General features: G+C 67.1%; 17 protein-coding genes. 6 read left to right on the forward strand and 11 right to left on the reverse strand.

Annotation, left to right across the window (positions count from 1 at the left end; genetic code table 11):
- Window positions 1-369: 369 nt before the first annotated feature.
- Window positions 370-1563, reverse strand: a complete 1194-nt coding sequence (locus ACSYAO_RS12345) for an MFS transporter (protein WP_049463082.1) — start codon at window positions 1561-1563, stop codon at window positions 370-372.
- Window positions 1564-1656: 93 nt separating this feature from the next.
- On the opposite strand from ACSYAO_RS12345, the gene ACSYAO_RS12350 reads away from it, so the two are divergent.
- Window positions 1657-2586: a LysR family transcriptional regulator gene (locus ACSYAO_RS12350; RefSeq protein WP_049463083.1), complete on the forward strand. Its 930-nt coding sequence runs from the start codon at window positions 1657-1659 to the stop codon at window positions 2584-2586.
- 89 nt (window positions 2587-2675) lie between these two features.
- On the opposite strand, the gene ACSYAO_RS12355 is transcribed toward ACSYAO_RS12350, so the two are convergent.
- Together ACSYAO_RS12355 and ACSYAO_RS12360 are read right to left on the reverse strand one after the other, a co-directional pair.
- Entirely contained in the window at window positions 2676-4133 is a 1458-nt protein-coding gene (locus ACSYAO_RS12355) for an amidohydrolase family protein (RefSeq protein ID WP_049463084.1), read from the reverse strand.
- A 51-nt stretch (window positions 4134-4184) separates the two neighbouring features.
- Window positions 4185-4886: an ankyrin repeat domain-containing protein gene (locus tag ACSYAO_RS12360; protein WP_049463085.1), complete on the reverse strand. Its 702-nt coding sequence runs from the start codon at window positions 4884-4886 to the stop codon at window positions 4185-4187.
- Between the two features lie 122 nt (window positions 4887-5008).
- Here ACSYAO_RS12360 and ACSYAO_RS12365 point away from each other — a divergent pair, with 122 nt between their 5' ends.
- Both ACSYAO_RS12365 and ACSYAO_RS12370 read left to right on the forward strand, forming a co-directional pair.
- Window positions 5009-5890: a LysR substrate-binding domain-containing protein gene (locus ACSYAO_RS12365; protein ID WP_149908553.1), complete on the forward strand. Its 882-nt coding sequence runs from the start codon at window positions 5009-5011 to the stop codon at window positions 5888-5890.
- Window positions 5891-6021: 131 nt separating this feature from the next.
- Window positions 6022-6459: a DUF3806 domain-containing protein gene (locus ACSYAO_RS12370; protein WP_149908554.1), complete on the forward strand. Its 438-nt coding sequence runs from the start codon at window positions 6022-6024 to the stop codon at window positions 6457-6459.
- A gap of 77 nt (window positions 6460-6536) precedes the next feature.
- Here the strand turns inward: ACSYAO_RS12370 and ACSYAO_RS12375 are convergent, their stop codons facing one another.
- The gene (locus ACSYAO_RS12375; RefSeq protein ID WP_049463087.1) at window positions 6537-7697 is read right to left on the reverse strand and encodes an amidohydrolase family protein; all 1161 of its coding nucleotides are present in this window, start codon (window positions 7695-7697) and stop codon (window positions 6537-6539) included.
- A gap of 182 nt (window positions 7698-7879) precedes the next feature.
- Here ACSYAO_RS12375 and ACSYAO_RS12380 point away from each other — a divergent pair, with 182 nt between their 5' ends.
- Window positions 7880-8521, forward strand: a complete 642-nt coding sequence (locus ACSYAO_RS12380; protein WP_049463088.1) for a hypothetical protein — start codon at window positions 7880-7882, stop codon at window positions 8519-8521.
- Window positions 8522-8550: 29 nt separating this feature from the next.
- Here ACSYAO_RS12380 and ACSYAO_RS12385 read toward each other — a convergent pair whose 3' ends face one another.
- The gene (locus ACSYAO_RS12385; RefSeq protein ID WP_049463089.1) at window positions 8551-9177 is read right to left on the reverse strand and encodes a hypothetical protein; all 627 of its coding nucleotides are present in this window, start codon (window positions 9175-9177) and stop codon (window positions 8551-8553) included.
- 110 nt (window positions 9178-9287) lie between these two features.
- Window positions 9288-12014 carry a TonB-dependent receptor plug domain-containing protein gene (locus ACSYAO_RS12390; protein WP_049463090.1) on the reverse strand — a complete coding sequence of 909 codons (2727 nt, stop codon included), beginning with the start codon at window positions 12012-12014 and terminating at the stop codon, window positions 9288-9290.
- A gap of 219 nt (window positions 12015-12233) precedes the next feature.
- Here ACSYAO_RS12390 and ACSYAO_RS12395 point away from each other — a divergent pair, with 219 nt between their 5' ends.
- Window positions 12234-12833 (forward strand): GNAT family N-acetyltransferase, encoded by a 600-nt coding sequence (locus tag ACSYAO_RS12395; RefSeq protein WP_049463091.1) that lies wholly within the window; start codon window positions 12234-12236, stop codon window positions 12831-12833.
- Here ACSYAO_RS12395 and ACSYAO_RS12400 read toward each other — a convergent pair.
- Window positions 12830-13606, reverse strand: coding sequence for a CDP-diacylglycerol diphosphatase (locus tag ACSYAO_RS12400; RefSeq protein ID WP_049463101.1), 777 nt, complete (start codon window positions 13604-13606; stop codon window positions 12830-12832). The two genes, ACSYAO_RS12395 and ACSYAO_RS12400, sit on opposite strands and share 4 nt — an antisense overlap.
- Window positions 13607-13673: 67 nt before the next feature.
- Window positions 13674-14330: a hypothetical protein gene (locus tag ACSYAO_RS12405; RefSeq protein ID WP_049463092.1), complete on the reverse strand. Its 657-nt coding sequence runs from the start codon at window positions 14328-14330 to the stop codon at window positions 13674-13676.
- 171 nt (window positions 14331-14501) lie between these two features.
- On the opposite strand from ACSYAO_RS12405, the gene ACSYAO_RS12410 reads away from it, so the two are divergent.
- Window positions 14502-14798: an I78 family peptidase inhibitor gene (locus tag ACSYAO_RS12410; protein ID WP_006373100.1), complete on the forward strand. Its 297-nt coding sequence runs from the start codon at window positions 14502-14504 to the stop codon at window positions 14796-14798.
- A gap of 95 nt (window positions 14799-14893) precedes the next feature.
- On the opposite strand, the gene ACSYAO_RS12415 is transcribed toward ACSYAO_RS12410, so the two are convergent.
- The 3 genes from ACSYAO_RS12415 to ACSYAO_RS12425 form a co-directional block, all read right to left on the reverse strand.
- Window positions 14894-15778 carry a hypothetical protein gene (locus ACSYAO_RS12415; protein WP_049463093.1) on the reverse strand — a complete coding sequence of 295 codons (885 nt, stop codon included), beginning with the start codon at window positions 15776-15778 and terminating at the stop codon, window positions 14894-14896.
- 117 nt (window positions 15779-15895) lie between these two features.
- Window positions 15896-16174, reverse strand: a complete 279-nt coding sequence (locus tag ACSYAO_RS12420; protein WP_258013837.1) for an SMI1/KNR4 family protein — start codon at window positions 16172-16174, stop codon at window positions 15896-15898.
- A complete protein-coding gene (locus ACSYAO_RS12425) occupies window positions 16092-16505 on the reverse strand; it encodes an SMI1/KNR4 family protein (RefSeq protein WP_258013836.1) in 414 nt (137 codons plus the stop codon). The genes ACSYAO_RS12420 and ACSYAO_RS12425 overlap by 83 nt, the downstream gene beginning before the upstream one ends.
- Window positions 16506-16573 lie beyond the last annotated feature (68 nt).

The raw sequence follows: 16573 nt of genomic DNA on the forward strand, positions 1-16573 counted from the left end.
GCCTTCGACAGTTGGCCGCGATCTGTCGGAACGGCGTATTGCCCTGGTGGGTGTCGACCTTGGTCGACACAGTAGATCCACGCCATGCGTGGATGACTCATTCGATATCTGACAGATATTTCGACCAAGGTCGACACCTACCAACAGCCACCGGAATCTGTCAGAGGTGGGGCGGTGTCGGAGTGCGGGGTGTCAGCCGCATGGATGCGGCTGCCAAGCCTACAAGGACGTACTTGCGGCGTCCCCGCACTCCGACACCGCCCCACCACCCCACAGGAAACCCGCCGTTGCTGTTGCTGTTGCTGTTGCTGTTGCTGTTGCTCCAGCTTCCAGCAGGTGCAGGGCTGCAAGCCCTGCCGAACACCATCCTTACCTCAAACGCAGCAGCAGGCTGCCACCCGCGCACACCACCGCCAGCCAGGCCACGCCGTTCCAACCCCACTGCGCCAGCGCCAGGCTGCCCAGCGCACCACCGGCGGCCATGCCGATGAACATGCCCGTGAACAGCAACGCATTGAGCCGGCTGCGTGCCGGCGGCACCAGTCCGTAGACCAACGTCTGGTGCGCCACCAGCGCCGACTGGAAGCCGAAGTCGAACAGCAGCGCGCTCACCACCAGCAGCGGTAGCAGCGCAGCGGCCGGCAGCCACGACTCGGTCAACAGCAGGCCAAAGCCCAGCAGCGCCACCGCGATCGCCAGCCGCGCCACGGCGTGGCAACCCAAGCGATCGGCGAATCGACCCGCAAACGGCGCGGCCAATGCGCCGGCCGCACCGGCAATGCCGAATGCACCCGCTGCGGCACTACCCAGCCCCAACCGTGCATGCAGCATCAGCGCGAGGGTTGACCAGAACGCGCTGAAGCCCACCGCCAGCAGCGACTGGCTGGCCACCGCACGGCGCAGCTGTGGCTGCTCCCGCCACAACGCCAGCAACGAACCCAACAACGCCGGATAGCGCAGTGTGCTGGTCGGTGCGAAGCGCGGCAGCGCACGCGCCATCACCGCGCCCATCGACGCCACTGATACCGCGGCCAGCACGAACTGCGTGCGCCAACCCCACGCTTCGGCCACTACGCCACTGACCACCCGTGACAACAGGATGCCGAGCAGCAGGCCGGTCATCACCCGGCCGACGATCTGGCCGCGCTGCACATCCGGCGCCAGCACCGCTGCAGCCGGCACGATGTCCTGCGCCAGCGTGGCCATCAGCCCGACCAGCAGGCTGGCCATCAGCAGGCCCGGCAGGTGCCCGGCCATCGCTGCGGCGCCCAGTGCCAGCGCCAGCAATGCGGACTTCAGCAGAATGAGGTTGCGGCGGTCGAAGCGGTCGCCCAGCGGTGCCAGCAGCAGGATACCCAGCGCATAGCCGAGCTGGGTCAGGGTCGGCACCAGGCCGGCGGCGCGCTCACCTGCGCCGAGGCCCTGGGCGATCAGGCCCAGCATCGGCTGGCTGTAGTACAGCGAGGCGACCGAGAAGCCGGCGCCGGCCGCCATCGCCAGCACCAACGGGGTGGAAGGCGCGGTCGTTGGTGCCGCAGCGACGGACAGCGAGGGGGTAGACATGGGAGAGTCCGATGGGGGAAGTGGGCGTATCCTGCCGGTATTCGCGAGGCGTCTGTAGTAGGCTTCCGCACATACACTTCATACGTAAAGCGCATGAATGACCTCGCCACCGGCGCCGATCGTCTGGATCTGCTTCGCACCTTCCTGCGCATCGTCGATGCCGGCAGCCTGTCTGCTGCGGCCGTGCAGCTGGGCACCACCCAGCCGACGGTCAGCCGCCGCCTTCAGGCCCTGGAGCGGCAGTTAGGCCTGCGCCTTCTGCAGCGCTCCACCCACGGCCTGCAGCTGACCGAGGATGGCCTGCGCTGCCAGCGCCATGCGCAACGCGTGGTCGACGAATGGGAGTCGCTACAGGCCGAACTGCACGGCGAACCGGAAACGCTGCGTGGACGCCTGCGGGTGATGGTGCCGCACGCGTTCGGCCAGGCGCAGCTGCTGCCGACCATGCTCGCGTTCCTTGCCCAGCACCCGCAGCTGAGCCTGGAGTGGATCCTTGAAGATCGTCGCCCGGATTTCATCGCAGAAGGCATCGACTGCGCGGTGCGGGTGGGTCCGGTCGACGAACCGCGCATGGTCGCACTGCCGCTCGCCGAAGTGCCGCGCATCGTCGTGGCAGCGCCCTCGTTGGTGGACGCCACAGCAGTCAGTACGCCGGAACAGGCGCAGACACTGCCGTGGATCTCGCTGGTCACCTACTACCGCGAACGCCTGCTGCTGCATGACGCACAGGGCCGCGCGCATACGCTGTCGATCAGCCCGCGCCTGCTCAGCGACAACCTGTTCGTGGTGCAGCAGGCCGCATGTGCGGGGCTGGGCGCAGCGGTGGTCTCGGCCTGGCTGGTGGCCGACGATCTCGCACAAGGGCGGCTGGTGCAGCTGCTGCCGGACTGGCAGGCGCCGGCACTGCCGGTACACGTGGTGTTTCCCGCCGCGCGCCAGCAGCCGCCGCGGCTGCGCGCCTTCATCGATGCGATGAAGGCCGCGCTGCCGCAATTGCATGGAATGCGGCCGGCGCCGCGTTAGGTCATCGGCCGCATCATCCACGCATGGCGTGGATCTACTGATGGTACGGGTAGATCCACGCCATGCGTGGATTCTGCCCCGCCCCGCAATCAGTTGGCCTTGGCCGCCTCGGCATTCCACGCTGCGACCCTGGCCTTGGTGTCGGCCAGCATCTTGTCCAGCGCGGCGCGGTCATACACGTTGCCGCGCAGGATCACGCTGTCGATCTTTTCGGTGGCAGCAATGTCCTGCAGCGGGTTGGCGGTCAGCAGCACCAGATCGGCGGCCTTGCCCTGCGCGACACCACCGTAGCGGTCCATCTGGCCGAACCAGGCCGGGCCGGAACGGGTTGCGGCCGACAGCGCCTGCGGTGCGCTCAGGCCTTCCTTCACGAACAGCTGCAGTTCCTGATGCAGGGCGATGCCCGGGAAGTTGAACGAGTTGAGGAAGCCCGCATCGGTGCCCGCAATGATCGTCACACCGGCTTCCTGCAGCATCGGCAGCACCGCCGCGACCTGGTGGTACTGCGCGTGACGCGCTTCGATCTGTGCCGGCGTGGCCTTCGCCGCGCGGTCCACGCGCCACTGGTAGGTCGCACGCAGGCCAGGGCCGATGTAGGCCAGGTACGGATCGTTGGCGTGGTCATCCTGGTCAAGGAAATCGAGGATGCGGCCACCGTTGAGGGTCGGGGTCACGAACACACCACGCTTGGCGAAATCACGGTAGGCGTGCATCGCCGTGTCGCGGTCGAAGCTGGCGTCGAGGCGCCGGTTGGCTTCGGCGCGGTCGATGCGACCGGCACCGAAGTCGGCGGCGATCTGCGCTTCGTCCTTGCTGCCGGCCTTGAATGCGTAATCCAGATGCTCGATCGAGGCCAGGCCCGCATCGACCGCCTGCTCCACGGTCAGTGCCATCGGAATATGCCCCGAGGCCTTGAAACCGGCCTTGCGCGTAGCACTGGCCGAGTACAGGAACAGGTCCGGCTTCAGCGTGCTGTCGGTGATCTTCACGAAATCAACCTTGTCGTGCTGCAGGCGGGTGATCGCCTTGTCGGCGTCAGCCTCGCTACCCACCTCGATCGTGCCCTTCCAGACCGGCTTGATGCCTTCGATCTTCGCGCCCGAGCTGAGCAGGCGCGGGCCGAACAGCGTGCCCTTGGCGATCTCGCCACGCCACTGCAGCACCTGCTCGGGCAGATCGCCGGAACAGTCACGCACGGTGGTGATGCCATGCGCGATGTACAGCGGCAGCAGCGCCTTGTTCTCTTCGATCAGCGCCGGACCACCACCGAAGTGCACGTGCATGTCCCACAGGCCCGGAATCAGGTACTTGCCCTTGGCATCGATCTGGCGGGCCGCACTCCATTGGCTGCGCAGCTGCGCGTCCGGGCCGACGGCGACGATGTCCTCGCCACGGATCACCACGCTCTGCCCGGCCAGGGTGCTGGCGTGCTCGACATCGACCACGGTGGCATTGCGGATCAGCAGGTCGGCGCGCTCAGCGGCAAACGCCGACAGCGGTGCCACCGCAAGGAGGATGGCAAGGGACAACGGACGGGAACGGAACATGGACAGCATCCTGATTGGCACGCCCAGCGTGCGGGTGGAAGGGAACAGTCTTCAGCGCACCGCGCCGTGCTGGCGCAGCAGGGTTTCAATTCCGGTATAGCCGCGCTGGCGCGCGTGCGCCAGCGGCGTCACACCGTCGCCGTCGGCCAGCTCGGGGTCGGCGCCGGCCTCCAGCAGCAGCTGCACGATCTGCACGTGGCGCGCGCCGCCGTCACCGAGCAGGATCGCTTCCAGCAGCGCGGTCCAGTGCAGGCGGTTGACATGGTCTACAGCGACGCCGGCACGCAGCAGCGTGCGCACGGTGGCGACGTGGCCGCGCTCGGCGGCGGGAATCAAGGCGGTGCCGCCGTAGCGGTTGGTGCTGCGCAGGTCGGCGCCATGCGCCAGGGTCATCGCCAGGATCTCGTCCAGTCCACGCGCGCCGGCGTACAGGTAGGCGCTGTCCTGCAACGCGTCCTTGGCGTTGACGTCTGCCCCGGCCTCGATCAGCTCACGCGCGGCATCCACGTTGTTGCCATGCGCAGCCAGCAGCAGCGCGGTGCGGCCCTGGCCATCGCGCGCCTCCAGCGTGGCGCCATCCTCAATCGCCTGTCGCACCGCATCGGCGTCGCCGCGGCTGGCAGCATCCCGCAGGCGCGCGTCTGCGTCGGCCCTGGACGTGGCGGTGCAGGCGGGGGTGACCATGGCCAGCAGGCACAACAGCAGCACGCGCGTGAACGGCGCAGGCCAGCCAGCGGAATGATGGACGCGCATGACAGTGTCTCCTCATGTCCGTCGCCACGGAACGCCGTGCGACGGTAGCAACAGCCGGGCATTGCCGGCCCCTGCCCTGCATGGTAGAAGTCGCCCTGGGTATCCAGAAGTGAAATGTTCAAATGCAAGACAGTGCCAAATCGAATAGAACCCTGTTCGAACTGGACCTGCTGCGGGCGCTGGTGATGGTGGCCGACTGCGGCAGCTTCACCACGGCGGCCACGCGCCTGCATTCGACCCAGTCCACGGTCAGCCAGAAGGCGCGCCGGCTGGAGGAACTGGCCGGGCATCGCCTGCTCGAACGCGGCCATCGCGACGTGCACCCCACTGACGCCGGCCACACCCTGCTCGGCTACGCGCGGCGCATGCTCGACCTGAACGAGGAAATGGCGCAGGCGCTGGCCGGTGCGACGGTGGAGACCGCGGTCCGCATCGGCGTGCCCGAGGATTTCGTCAACGCGCAGACCACGCGCATGCTGGCCGCCTTCAGCCGTCGCCACCCGCAGGTGAAGCTGGAGATCAGCAGCGGCCTCAGCCGCGACCTGGCGCAGGGCTTCGACCACGGTGAGCTGGACCTGGTGCTGGTCAAGCAACGCCGCAACAGCCGCCAGGCGGTGCATTGCCGGCGCGAGCCGATGCACTGGATCGACAGCCTGCGCAGCAGCTGCCTGCAGCAGGACCCGCTGCCGCTGGTCACCTTCCCGCCGCGCGGGCTGTACCGCGACGAGATGATCCATGCCGTGGAAGCGCTGGGCCTGCGCTGGCGCATCGCCTTCACCAGCTCGTCGCTGAGCGGCATCCAGGGCGCGGTGGCCGATGGCATCGGCATCAGCCTGCTGCCGCGCCGCGCGGTCAGCCGCGAGCACCGCATCATCGATGGAGAGCGCGAGCTGCCGGTGATCGACAACTACGAGATCGGCCTGCTGCATCGCGCGGACGCCGATGATGCCGTGCGCGCACTGGCCAGCGAGCTGTGGCGGCAGGTGCAGCGCGAACCGGACTGAGCACGGTAGATCCACGCCATGCGTGGATGCCTTTCGCGCATCAAGCATCGAAACTTGGCCAATCCGGCCGCACGGCGGGCAACATCGCCTCGTAGAGTGCCCGTTGTTTCCGTGCCCCACGGCGCCTCGCCATGTCCGATGAAATCCCCACCCGCTTCGATCCCCTGCCCGCTGCACTGCAGACGCATCTGCAGCACCAGCGCTCGCTGATCGCCGCGCGCGTGGCGGCCGGCTTCCCGACGTTGCCGGTGCAATGGCCGCTGGCGGCCAGCACACTGCAGCGCGTGGTCGATGCCGAGCTGATCGACCGTGCCGACTGCGATGGCTGGGAAGCGCTGGGCGTGGCGTTCGGTGACACCCTGGCCCAGCGCGTGCCGGGCCTGGCCTGGATGCAGGTCACCGATGCCTGGGGCATCGACGCGGTGCTGCGTTATGCCAACAGCAGCCTGCAGATCGGCGCCAGCACGCTGCTGCTCAAGCGCGTCGAGCAGGGCGAGATCATCGACATCGCCCACCTGCTTGCGTGGCTTGAGGAATTCGTCGCCACCCGCGCCGACGATTACGCCTGACGGCACATCGGGGTAGATCCACGCCATGCGTGGATGAATGAGACCACGCGATGGCGCATCCACGCCATGACGTAGATCTACAGCCAGCGGCCGTCGACCACCACGCGGCGCTCCACCGGCACTCCGGCCACGGCGGCCGGGCCGTGGTCGGCACGCACGGCCACGAACGTCGCCGGCCGGCCTTCGGCAATGCCATGCTGCGGCAGGCCGATCACCTGCGCGGCGTGGGTGGTGACCATGTCCAGCGCCAGCATCAGGTCGGCGTCGGTGTAGAACCCGGAACGGTAGCCCAGCAACATCGCGCGCTGCAGCAGGTCGCCGTTGCCATACGGCCACCAGCAGTCGCGGATGTTGTCATTGCCTGCGAACACGCGCACACCGGCATCATGCAGCGCGCGCAGCGGCGGGAACGGATGATCGCCCGGCGCGTTGCTCATGATCGCCACACCCGCCGTGGCCAATGCTTCGCCCACTTGAAGCGCGCGCGCCAGCGGGACGTCGCCCAGCGCATAGGCATGGCTGACCGCAACACGCCCCTGCAGGCCGGCGGCCCGGGTACGCGCAGCGATGCGCAGCAGCTGGGCCAGGCCGGTTTCGCCGGGCTCGTGCAGGTGGATGTCCAGCTGCACGCCGTAACGCTCGGCCAGGCCGAACAGCAGCGCCAGCTGGCCTTCGGCATCACCATCGAGCGTGGTCGGGTCAATGCCGCCGAGCACCTCCACGCCCGCAGCAAGCGCCTGCTCCAGTACGGCGGCGGTGCCGGAACAGGAGATCACCCCGGCCTGCGGAAACGCCACCAGCTGGATCCGCATGATGTCGGCGCAGCGCAGTGCCGCCTCGCGCACCGCTTCGAGATGGCCGAGACCGGTGCTGCCGTCGATATCGACATGGCAGCGCATCGCCACCGTACCGAAAGCACTGCATTGGCGGATCAGCGCCTCGGCACGGTCCACCATCGGTGCCGCACCCGCCACCGCCGCCTTCTCCACCGCCAGCCGCTCACGCAGGCTGTTCACCGGCTGGTGCGGGTGCCAACGGTCGCCGACGAAGCTCTTGTCGAGGTGAATGTGGCCGTCAACCAGCCCGGGCAGCACCGCGAAGCCCTGCAGGTCGACGCATTCCGCCCCGTCGACCGGCGCCGCCTCGCCATTAAACCCGCTGATGCGGCCATCACGGATATGGAAATGCAATGGCGCACCGTCGCGGTCGACACCGCCATGGACGAACTGGAGGGTCATCGGGAACTCCCGGAATGCCAAGAATGGCGCCATCGTGCGCCTCGCCGCAGCCATCGGCCAACGAAATATCTGGATGGCACGCATTCACCAGAACGATGACTGCCCTGCGACAACCGGTCGCAGCCACGCCGTGCACACCCCTGAACGGGTAACATGGGCGCCTGTTTCCGCTGTGATGCCGCATGGGCCCGTCCGACCGCCACGATCGTCTCCGCCGCTGGCAGGCCGCGTCCCTGCTTGCCGCCGCCCCGATCGCCAGCCTGTCCGCCACTGATGCGGCGGCCGCTGCGCCGCTGCAGTCGCCGCCGGGCCAGCAGCGCATTGCCCCGGCTGCACTGGTCGAGCGCCTGCACCAGCGCGTGCTGTCCGGGCAGAGCGCCACTGCCACGCTGGAACACTGGTGCGCCGAGCACGGCCTGGCCGAACAGGCGCGGGTGCGTGCAGTGCGCGTACACGGCCAGGACAAGCCTGCCCCCGCCGACGTGCTGCAGGCGCTGGGCGTGAAGCCGGGTACCGACCTGCGCTATCGCCGCGTGCAGCTGGTCTGCGGCAGCCGCGTGCTGTCCGAGGCCGACAACTGGTACCTGCCCGGCCACCTCAGCCCGGCCATGAACCAGGTGCTGGACAGCACCGATGAACCGTTCGGTCGCGTGGTCGGCCCGCTCGGTTTCCAGCGCCAGACCTTGGCTGACCAGACGTTCTGGCCGCCGCGGGGCGAAGGCGACCGCGGCGTGATCCTTGAAGTGCGCGCCCTGCTGCGCGACCGCCAGCAGCAGCCTTTCAGCTACGTCATCGAGTCATACCTGCAACAGGCGCTTCCGTAACGCGCCGTGGCGCCGGGCATCCGCCGGCGCTACGGGCCCGTGATGCCGTTGGCGGCCGGATCCACCGAGAACACGAAGCGCCCACCATGCTGGTCCCTGCCCCATGTCATCGGCGCCGTGGCCAGGCTGTAGACCGGGGCCGCCTTGTCCGTGCCGATCGCCTCGGACCAGGCACTGAAATCCTCATCGGTACGGCTTCGGATCTCGCCAACACACAGGCTGTAGCCACAGGCGAAAGACACCAGCGTGCCGTCGCTGCCGATGAGCCGGGACGCGGCCGTCCTGTAGAGCCGGGTCGGGTCCTGCACTTCCGGGTGGCCAGCCGCATCGCGCTCGAACTGGCTGATCGCCTGCGCGAAAGCCTTGTCGGAACCCAGCAGCGCCTCACTCTTCTGCACGGACACCGCACCCTCGCTCAGCAGCATGCGCTCGCCCTCGAGGAAGTGCCCCTCCGGTTGCGCGAGCCCAGCGGCAGCCGTCGTGGCACTCGATGCCGTTGCCGCGCGCGATGGCCCAGCGTGCTCCGCTGGCTGCGCGTGAGACTGCGCAGGCGCGGCATTGGCCACCTCCGCGGCATCCTCCACGCTGGCCGCCTGCCTGCCACTGCAACCTGCAATGGCCACCACTGCAATCACACTCCACACCCTGACATCCATGCGCATCCTCCTCCGGGTAGCGCCGCAGCATGCCACGCGCGCAGCGGCAACACGGGTGCACTGCATAAAGAAAAGCCCAGCAATGCTGGGCCTTTCGTTCGCCTGCGGAATCAGCGGAACCGGTAGTCCAGCTGCACCCAGTACTGGCGGCCATACGGGTCGTAGTTGCCGACCGGGTAGAACGGCCAGCCGCCACCGTTCTTGTCCGCCGGCGGGCGGCTGTCACGCAGGTTGTTGACGATCACACCCACCGACAGGTTCTCGCCGAACTGGCGGAACACGCTGGCGTTGTAGGTCATGTACGGCGCGATGCGGCCACTGCCATCGGTCTTCGGCAGCGAGCCGAAGCGGTTGCCGTACAGCGTGGTGGTCCAGTCACCCTGGTTCCAGGTGATGCTGCCGTTGGCCTTGCTGCGCCACTGGTAGTCATCCAGCGAATTGCGGATGTCACGCTCCGGATCATCGGAGAACTGTCGGTATTTGTGCTCCAGCACCACGGTGTAGGCCAGGCGCGTGGTGAAGCGGCCATAGCGGCCGGCATCGAAACGCCAGTTGCCCTTCAGGTCCAGGCCGCGAACCGATTCGGAGGCCGCGTTGATCGGATTGATCAGCACACGGGTCACCTGGTCTGGCTGCACGGTTGCATTGGACGGGTTGCGGATCACCCGCGACAGCGCGTCCTGGCACAGCGGCGAACCGATATCGCGCGCTTCGCCGCCCAGCGTCCGGCCCAGGCGGCAATCGGCCTCATCACGCAGGATGCGGCTGGTATCGAGGCTGGTCACTTCGTTGTCGATGCGGATGTCGTAGTAGTCAGCGCTGAAATCCAGGCCGGACAGCGGCGACCAGACCACGCCGAAACCATACGACTTGGCCGATTCCGGCTGCAGCTGCGCATTGGCGCGGTTGCTGTAATCAATCGACAGGCCGTTGTAATCGCAGTTGTCGTACGACTGGCCCGCAGTGCGGCAGCGCCAGTAATCGGTCATGCCCGGGTTGTAGCCGCGGGTTTCGGTGGCAAACACGTAGTTCATGTCCGGCGCACGGAAGCTGGTCGCCGCCGTACCACGGATCAGCAGGCTCTCGATCGGACGGAACTCGACGCCGAAACTCCAGGTGGCCTTGCCGATGTGCTCGCCACCGGCACGGTACTGGTCATAACGACCGGCCAGGGTGGTGGTCAGCGACTGCAGCAGCGGCAATTGCAGCTCCACACCTGCAGCGTAGCGGTCACGCTCGCCACCGGCGCCGACGCCTGCACTGGTGTTCCAGAACTCGCCGCTGCCCAGGCGCGGGTCCGGTCGGTTGCGATAGCCCTGGCTGCCGGCCTCGACCACCGCTGCCAACGCCGCATCGCCCCCAGGCAGCGCGAACAGGCGGCCATTGACGCTGCCGCTGAAGGTCTGCAGCCATGCCGCGTTACGGCTTTCCTGGTAGTCGGACAGCCCCTCGTACTCGTTCGGGGTCAACGGCTGGAACAGGCGCGCCGGATCCGGCGCATAGACCTCAACGCCGTTGCGCACACCCAGCTTGGGGCCGAGCAGGTATTCGTTGATGCCGGCCAGCAGTACCGGGCGGCGGGTGCGGTTCTCGTATCGCGAGCGGCTGTAGACCGCCTCATAGTCCCAGTCGCTGTCGCCGATCTGGCCTCGTGCACCGACGTTGAACGACCACGAGTTTTCCAGGAAGCGGTTGGCATTGCGCGGCAGGCCGCCGATTTCCTCCGGCGCGAAGCGGCGGTACCAGCTTTCCAGGTTGCCGGTGGTCTGGTTGTAGAAGTAGTTGCGGGCCGAGGTCCAGGTCGGCGCACGCGTGTTGTTGTAGATCCGCGCGCTGCCCACGGCGACATCGGCGAACAGGTCAGTGGTCTCGTTGACGTGGAAGGTCAGCAGGCCATAGCCATTGAGGTTGCGCTTCTGGGTCTGCACGGTCCAGTAGCTGGCGGCGGCCTCGTTGCTGCCGCAGTACCATCCCTGGCGAGGGTTGAAGGCGCGGAACACGCTGCCGCCATAGATGTCAGACGCCCCGTCGCAGCCAGTGACGCCCGGATCGATGTTGCGGCCGGTGGCGGCATTGCGGCGATAGGCGATCGCGGTCGCCTGCGGTGCCTTGCCGGCCGGATCATCGTCCAGCGAATCCATGAAATCGCGCTGGCGCGCGTGGATCGCCTTGCGCACATCGAACTCGAAGCCGAACAGCGCATCCCAACGCTCGCCGGAACTACCACCGACCACCTGCGCGCGCTGGTTGTCGCCGCCGCCCTGCTGGGTGCCACCGGCGCGCACGTTCACATCCACGCCCTCAAAGCGGTCCTTGAGGATGATGTTGACCACGCCGGCGATCGCATCGGAGCCGTATACCGCAGACGCACCTGCCGCCAGGACCTCGATGCGCTCGATCAGCGCACTGGGAATGTTGGCCAGGTTGACCACGTTCACCGACCCTTCGTAGGCCAGCGGGTAGTCGGCCTGGCGGCGGCCGTTGACCAGCACCAGCGTGCGGTTCGGGCCCAGCCCGCGCAGGTTGATGGTGTTGGCGGCCGGGGTGAAGGTGTTGCCGAAGTCCTCGCCCTGTACGTTGCCGGTGTTCTCGGTCAGCGCGCTCAGTGCGTCGAAGGCATTGCGGTAGCCCTGCGCATCGATCTGCTCGCGGCTGATCACCGTCACCGGCGACGGGCCCTCGACACTGGCGCGTGGAATGCGCGAGCCGGTGACCTTCACTTCCTGCAATGTGGTGGGTGCGCTTTCCTGCGCGAAGGCCGGCATCGAGACCAGCATCAGGGACGACAGTGCGAGCACCAGCGGACGCGGGCGCAGCGCCTTGTGGGAGGCGGACATGGGCTTCCTGGGGAGTTGGGCGGGTGGTGGTACGGGGGCAGCGGCCTGTACGGCGCATAACGATCCCGTAACGAAAGTGTCCTGAATGGGGGGTTTCAACGGAAATGACCAGGCCTGATGGGCTTATGCCTGAACCGAATCAGACCCGCAGTGCCATCCACCACACTTTTGCAATGTTTTGAATGGTGCAGGGCTGCAGGCACGGCCATCGTGCCGGGGATGATGACCCCGTACCCCACTTCCCTCCTTCCCCCATTGCGCCCGGTGCTGCGCCGTCACCTGCTGCAGCTGCAGGCCGCACCGGTCACCCTGCGCCCTTTCCAGCGTGCCGACCTGCCGCGCTGGCGCCTGTTCGATGACCGCCGCCGGCGCGGCCGCCGCGATCCGTCCGTCATCGATGAGGAAGCGCGCTTCCTCGCCCACATGCATCGCTCACGCCTGGAACAGGACAACGACCAGCTGCTGCTGGGGGTGTTCGATGACGAGCACGGCAACGTACTGGACCAGCTGCACGTACGGCTGCAATCACTACAGGCGCGCAGCGCCGAACTGCTGTCGCTGCAGCATTGGCACCCGCATGCCGACGCGGCGCTGCAGGCGCTGTGCCCGTTCCTGTTCGAGGACGTCGGCCTGCATCGCCTGTTCGTGATGCTGCCACCGGACTGCAGTGATCCGTTCGCCACCGCGCTGCGGGCCTTCGGCTTCGAGCAGGAAGGCCTGCTGCGCGACCATCATCTGGATCTGGATGGCTGGCAGGATCGCCAGCTGCTGGCGCTGACCGCACCCATGTGGCGGAGCAAGCACAGGATGCTGGACTAGCGCACCCGCTCCAGCGCGTTGCCGGCACCGGTCAGCACCGAGCAGGCGTGGTCCTGCAGCTCTTCGGCGCTGGCCTCGTTGCCGGTGCCCGCGTCCACACGGGTGGCCAGCAGGATGAAGCCCGGGCCGCCCTGCACGGCGTCCCGGCCCGCCACAACCAGGCTCCACTGGCCGACGTCGTCCACGCCTGCGAGGTCGTAGGCCAGCAGATTGAGCGGATTGGCGGTCAGTTCTGCGCCCGGCAGCAGGCGTGCCTGGTACTGATGGCCGCGCAGCAGCACCGGCAGCGGTGTCCACTGGCTGCCCAGAGCGGCAGCATGCGTGTCCAGCGCCTGCAGCACGTCGGCACGCAGGCAATCCACGTGAATATGCAGCTGGTGCTGCGAGCGGCCATGCGGTGAATTCAGCGCCAGGCTGGCGACGTTGCGCGGCAGCGGTTGGCCCAGCGCCCGTTCGGTGTGGGTGCGGGCCAGCCAGGCCGCGCCGAAGTAGTTGGGTGCACCACGCTGGTACAGGCTGCGGCTCTCGATGCCGCTGACCTTGTCCAGCGGCATCAGCAGGAACTGGTAGTCGCCGTGCGCGTCCTTGACCAGCACATCGCGGCGGTCTGCTGCCGTCTCCACCCGCAGGCAATCGCCACGCGGGCCTTCGGCGCCCTGGCAGTCACGTTCAATCAATCGCCACAATGCATCGGAATGGGCCGGCGGCGGAGGCGCGCTGGCACAGGCAGACAACAGCAGCAGGGACGACAGCAGGAAGGGGCGCAAGGACACGGCACGACTCACGGAGCAGGCACGGCAGACAGCGCCGCGCTGCATTCTAGCCAGTGCAACGCTGCAATCAGTAGGTGCCGAACGGCACTTCAACCACGATCGGGGCGGCACCCTCGCCGGCCTGCAGGCTGTAGCGGTCCAGCGCGCCATCGTCATCGGCGTGCGGCTGGCGCTGGAAATGCAGCGGGTAGCGGCTGTCCCCCAGGCGCACGGCACTGCCGTCGGCCTCCAGCGCGGCACCTTCCGGAATCAGCAGACCGCCCAGGTCGCTGTAGGCGCCAGGTACATCGGCGAAGCTGTAGTCGGCCAGCTCGTCCACCCGCTGCATCGCATAGACGTGCGGCACATAGGGTCGTGCAGGGCTACGGCCATTGCTCAGGTCCGTCACCCAGGCCTGCGGCAGGTGGTACTCCCCGCGCAGCGCAGCGACGCCCAGCGAGGGGCTGGCCACCTGCAGGCAGCACACCGCCCGCTTGCCCTCGCGGTCGAGGATGGCGAAACGGTCGCCGCGGGTGGCCGCCTGCGGCAGCATGGCGAAGGCCAGGTTACGCTGCGCCGGCGCGTAGCCGGATTCGGTCTGCAGGTTGCGCCAGGCGCCGAATACCGGGGATTGGACCTGCTCGGGTTCCGGATCGGCAGCGGAGGCGGCAAACGCCACGCCCAGCAACGACAACATCAGGGCCGTCATCGTCTTGTCCTTGCCGCGGAAACTGCCTGCCGTCATACCGTATCCAACACCTGCGCCGGAAAGGCCCGGCCTGCCCGCTGGCGTACTGCCAGCTATTCCTCCCACTATGCAATGACCACGCTGTGCCGGCAATGACCGGGGCGCTGACGCCTTTCGCACGCTCGGTGCTATCGTTCCCGCCATCGTCCCCTGCGCAGGAGCGCTCACATGTCTGCATTCCGTCTGTCCCTGTTGCTGCCGGCCTCCGCCCTGCTGCTGTCGGCCTGCGTCAGCACCCCTGGCCCGGAAGTCAAAGGCAGTGGCCGCTGCGACGCCAGCCAGCTGGGCTGGGCGATCGGCCAGCCGGCCAACGAGCCCAACATCCGCCGCCTGTCCCGCGAGAGCGGTGCCGGCCTGGTCAACCCGATCGGCCCCAGCACCATCACCACCAAGGACATCCGCCCGGACCGCCTGCGCGTGTTCGTGGACAAGGACAACATCATCACGTCCACCCGCTGCGAGTAAGCGCGGCAGCAGGCTTTTGTAGAGTCGAGCCATGCTCGACTGGTTTTCGGATGGGTCGCGCAGAAAACCAGTCGAGCATGGCTCGACTCTACATTTCAGGGTTCGGTATACCCCGCGCAATCCGGCAGCGCCTGGTCGGGGTGGAATACCCCATCGCTGAAGCGGAACAGCCGCGTGTAGGTGCACGCCGGGTCCTGCTCGGTGCGCAGATCCTGCTTCTTCAACGGCCCCTTGGCCAGCGAATCCTCGAAGCGCGAAACACCGGCCGGGAACCGGGTCGCCACGGTCTGGTAGCGCAGCACCGGCATGCCCTCGGCGACCGTATCCAGCGCCAGCTTCGCCGAGAAGCCGTATTCGTCATGGCAGGCACCTGCGCGCTGCTTGATGTCCTGTTCGCTGAAACAGGCGCGGATCATCGCATTGCCCAGCCATGGCACGGTCAACACGTCGTCGTCCACCTGGATGTCGTCCTGCAGGTGGCGCACGCGTGCCAGTTGCAGCGTGGACGCGTCGGCACCTCCACCGGAGTACATGGCGCTGAACGTGACGATGCCACCCACCAGCACATTCTGGCGGGCGCGCTGCTGCGGGTCGGTCACCGGTTCATCGCTGCCCACGCCAGGTGCCAGCCGCACGATCCACGGCCACAGCGACAGCTCGCTTTCCTGCGGCACGTCGATGCTGACGTGGTAGGTGTGTGGCGTGCCCTGGCCCGGTTCCTTCTCAAGTACTTCCAGCACGGTCGGCCGATCACTATCTTTGGCAACCGGCTGCACGCGCACGCACCAGTTGCCGTCCCGCGTGCAGTCATAGAGCCCCGCCGGCCCCGTCTCATGGGCGATCAGCACCTGCCCCAATGGCTCCATCACGTTGCCCGCAGCGTCACGCTGCTGCGGCAGGATCGAGCCCTGCGCCAGCGCCAGCATCGGGGTGGCCAGCAGTGCAACGCACACGGTCGTGCGGGCAAGGACGGGGGGCATGGATGAGATTCCTGCTCGTGGAATCAAGATGGTAGCGCAGGAATAACGGAACGATCGCGACCAGCCCGGTCAACCGGAACCCAAGCGGCGCACTACCTGTCAGAACGGCGCTCCCAACTACGCCCCTCCAGCAGTACGGAGAATGGCCGGGGGAGCGAAGCCGTCATAAGTTGACGACTCGAGATTCTCACCATCCCAGCTTGCCTGAGTGATCCACTCCACAGCCTTCTCAGCGAAGTCAGCGAAAGTGGGAGCAAGAAGGTACTTGGTGTCTTCATCCGCACCAAAGGCAATCATCTGTCCTTCAGCACCGTCAATGTCGGGGTCGAAATCCAATCCCATGTGATTGCCGCCACCATCGTGAGTCAGCGGTATCCAACGCGCATTGGTATACATCGGCTTCACCCCCCCCCGCAGGACTGGACTTCATGAACTCCGCGCAGTCCTCGTTCATGCCGTCGGCCTCGATCTCACGCCAACCCTGCCACTGCCGTCTGACCTCCATGGACGAGAGCATCTGAGTGCCGAACAGAAGCCCGGCCCCATCCTGCCCGTCGTGAATCATCAGCAGCTGCCTGAGCAGATCTGGCAAAGCGACTCCAAGCTGAGCTTCCAGTTCAACCAACTCGCTTTCGGAAGCTCCCGGCCGCAACTGCACTTCATCCAGACAATTCTTCTCGTGAAGCGACGCTTTGATGGACGCCCATATCTGATCCGCACTCTGCATTGGTTCTGTATCCGTTTCAGCCAAGACCTCAGCCTAGTGCGAACCCGATCAGTGATGAATGCAAGAGA

It is taken from the genome of Stenotrophomonas sp. STK16_22 (assembly GCF_051984505.1).
Taxonomy (GTDB): domain Bacteria; phylum Pseudomonadota; class Gammaproteobacteria; order Xanthomonadales; family Xanthomonadaceae; genus Stenotrophomonas; species Stenotrophomonas maltophilia_A.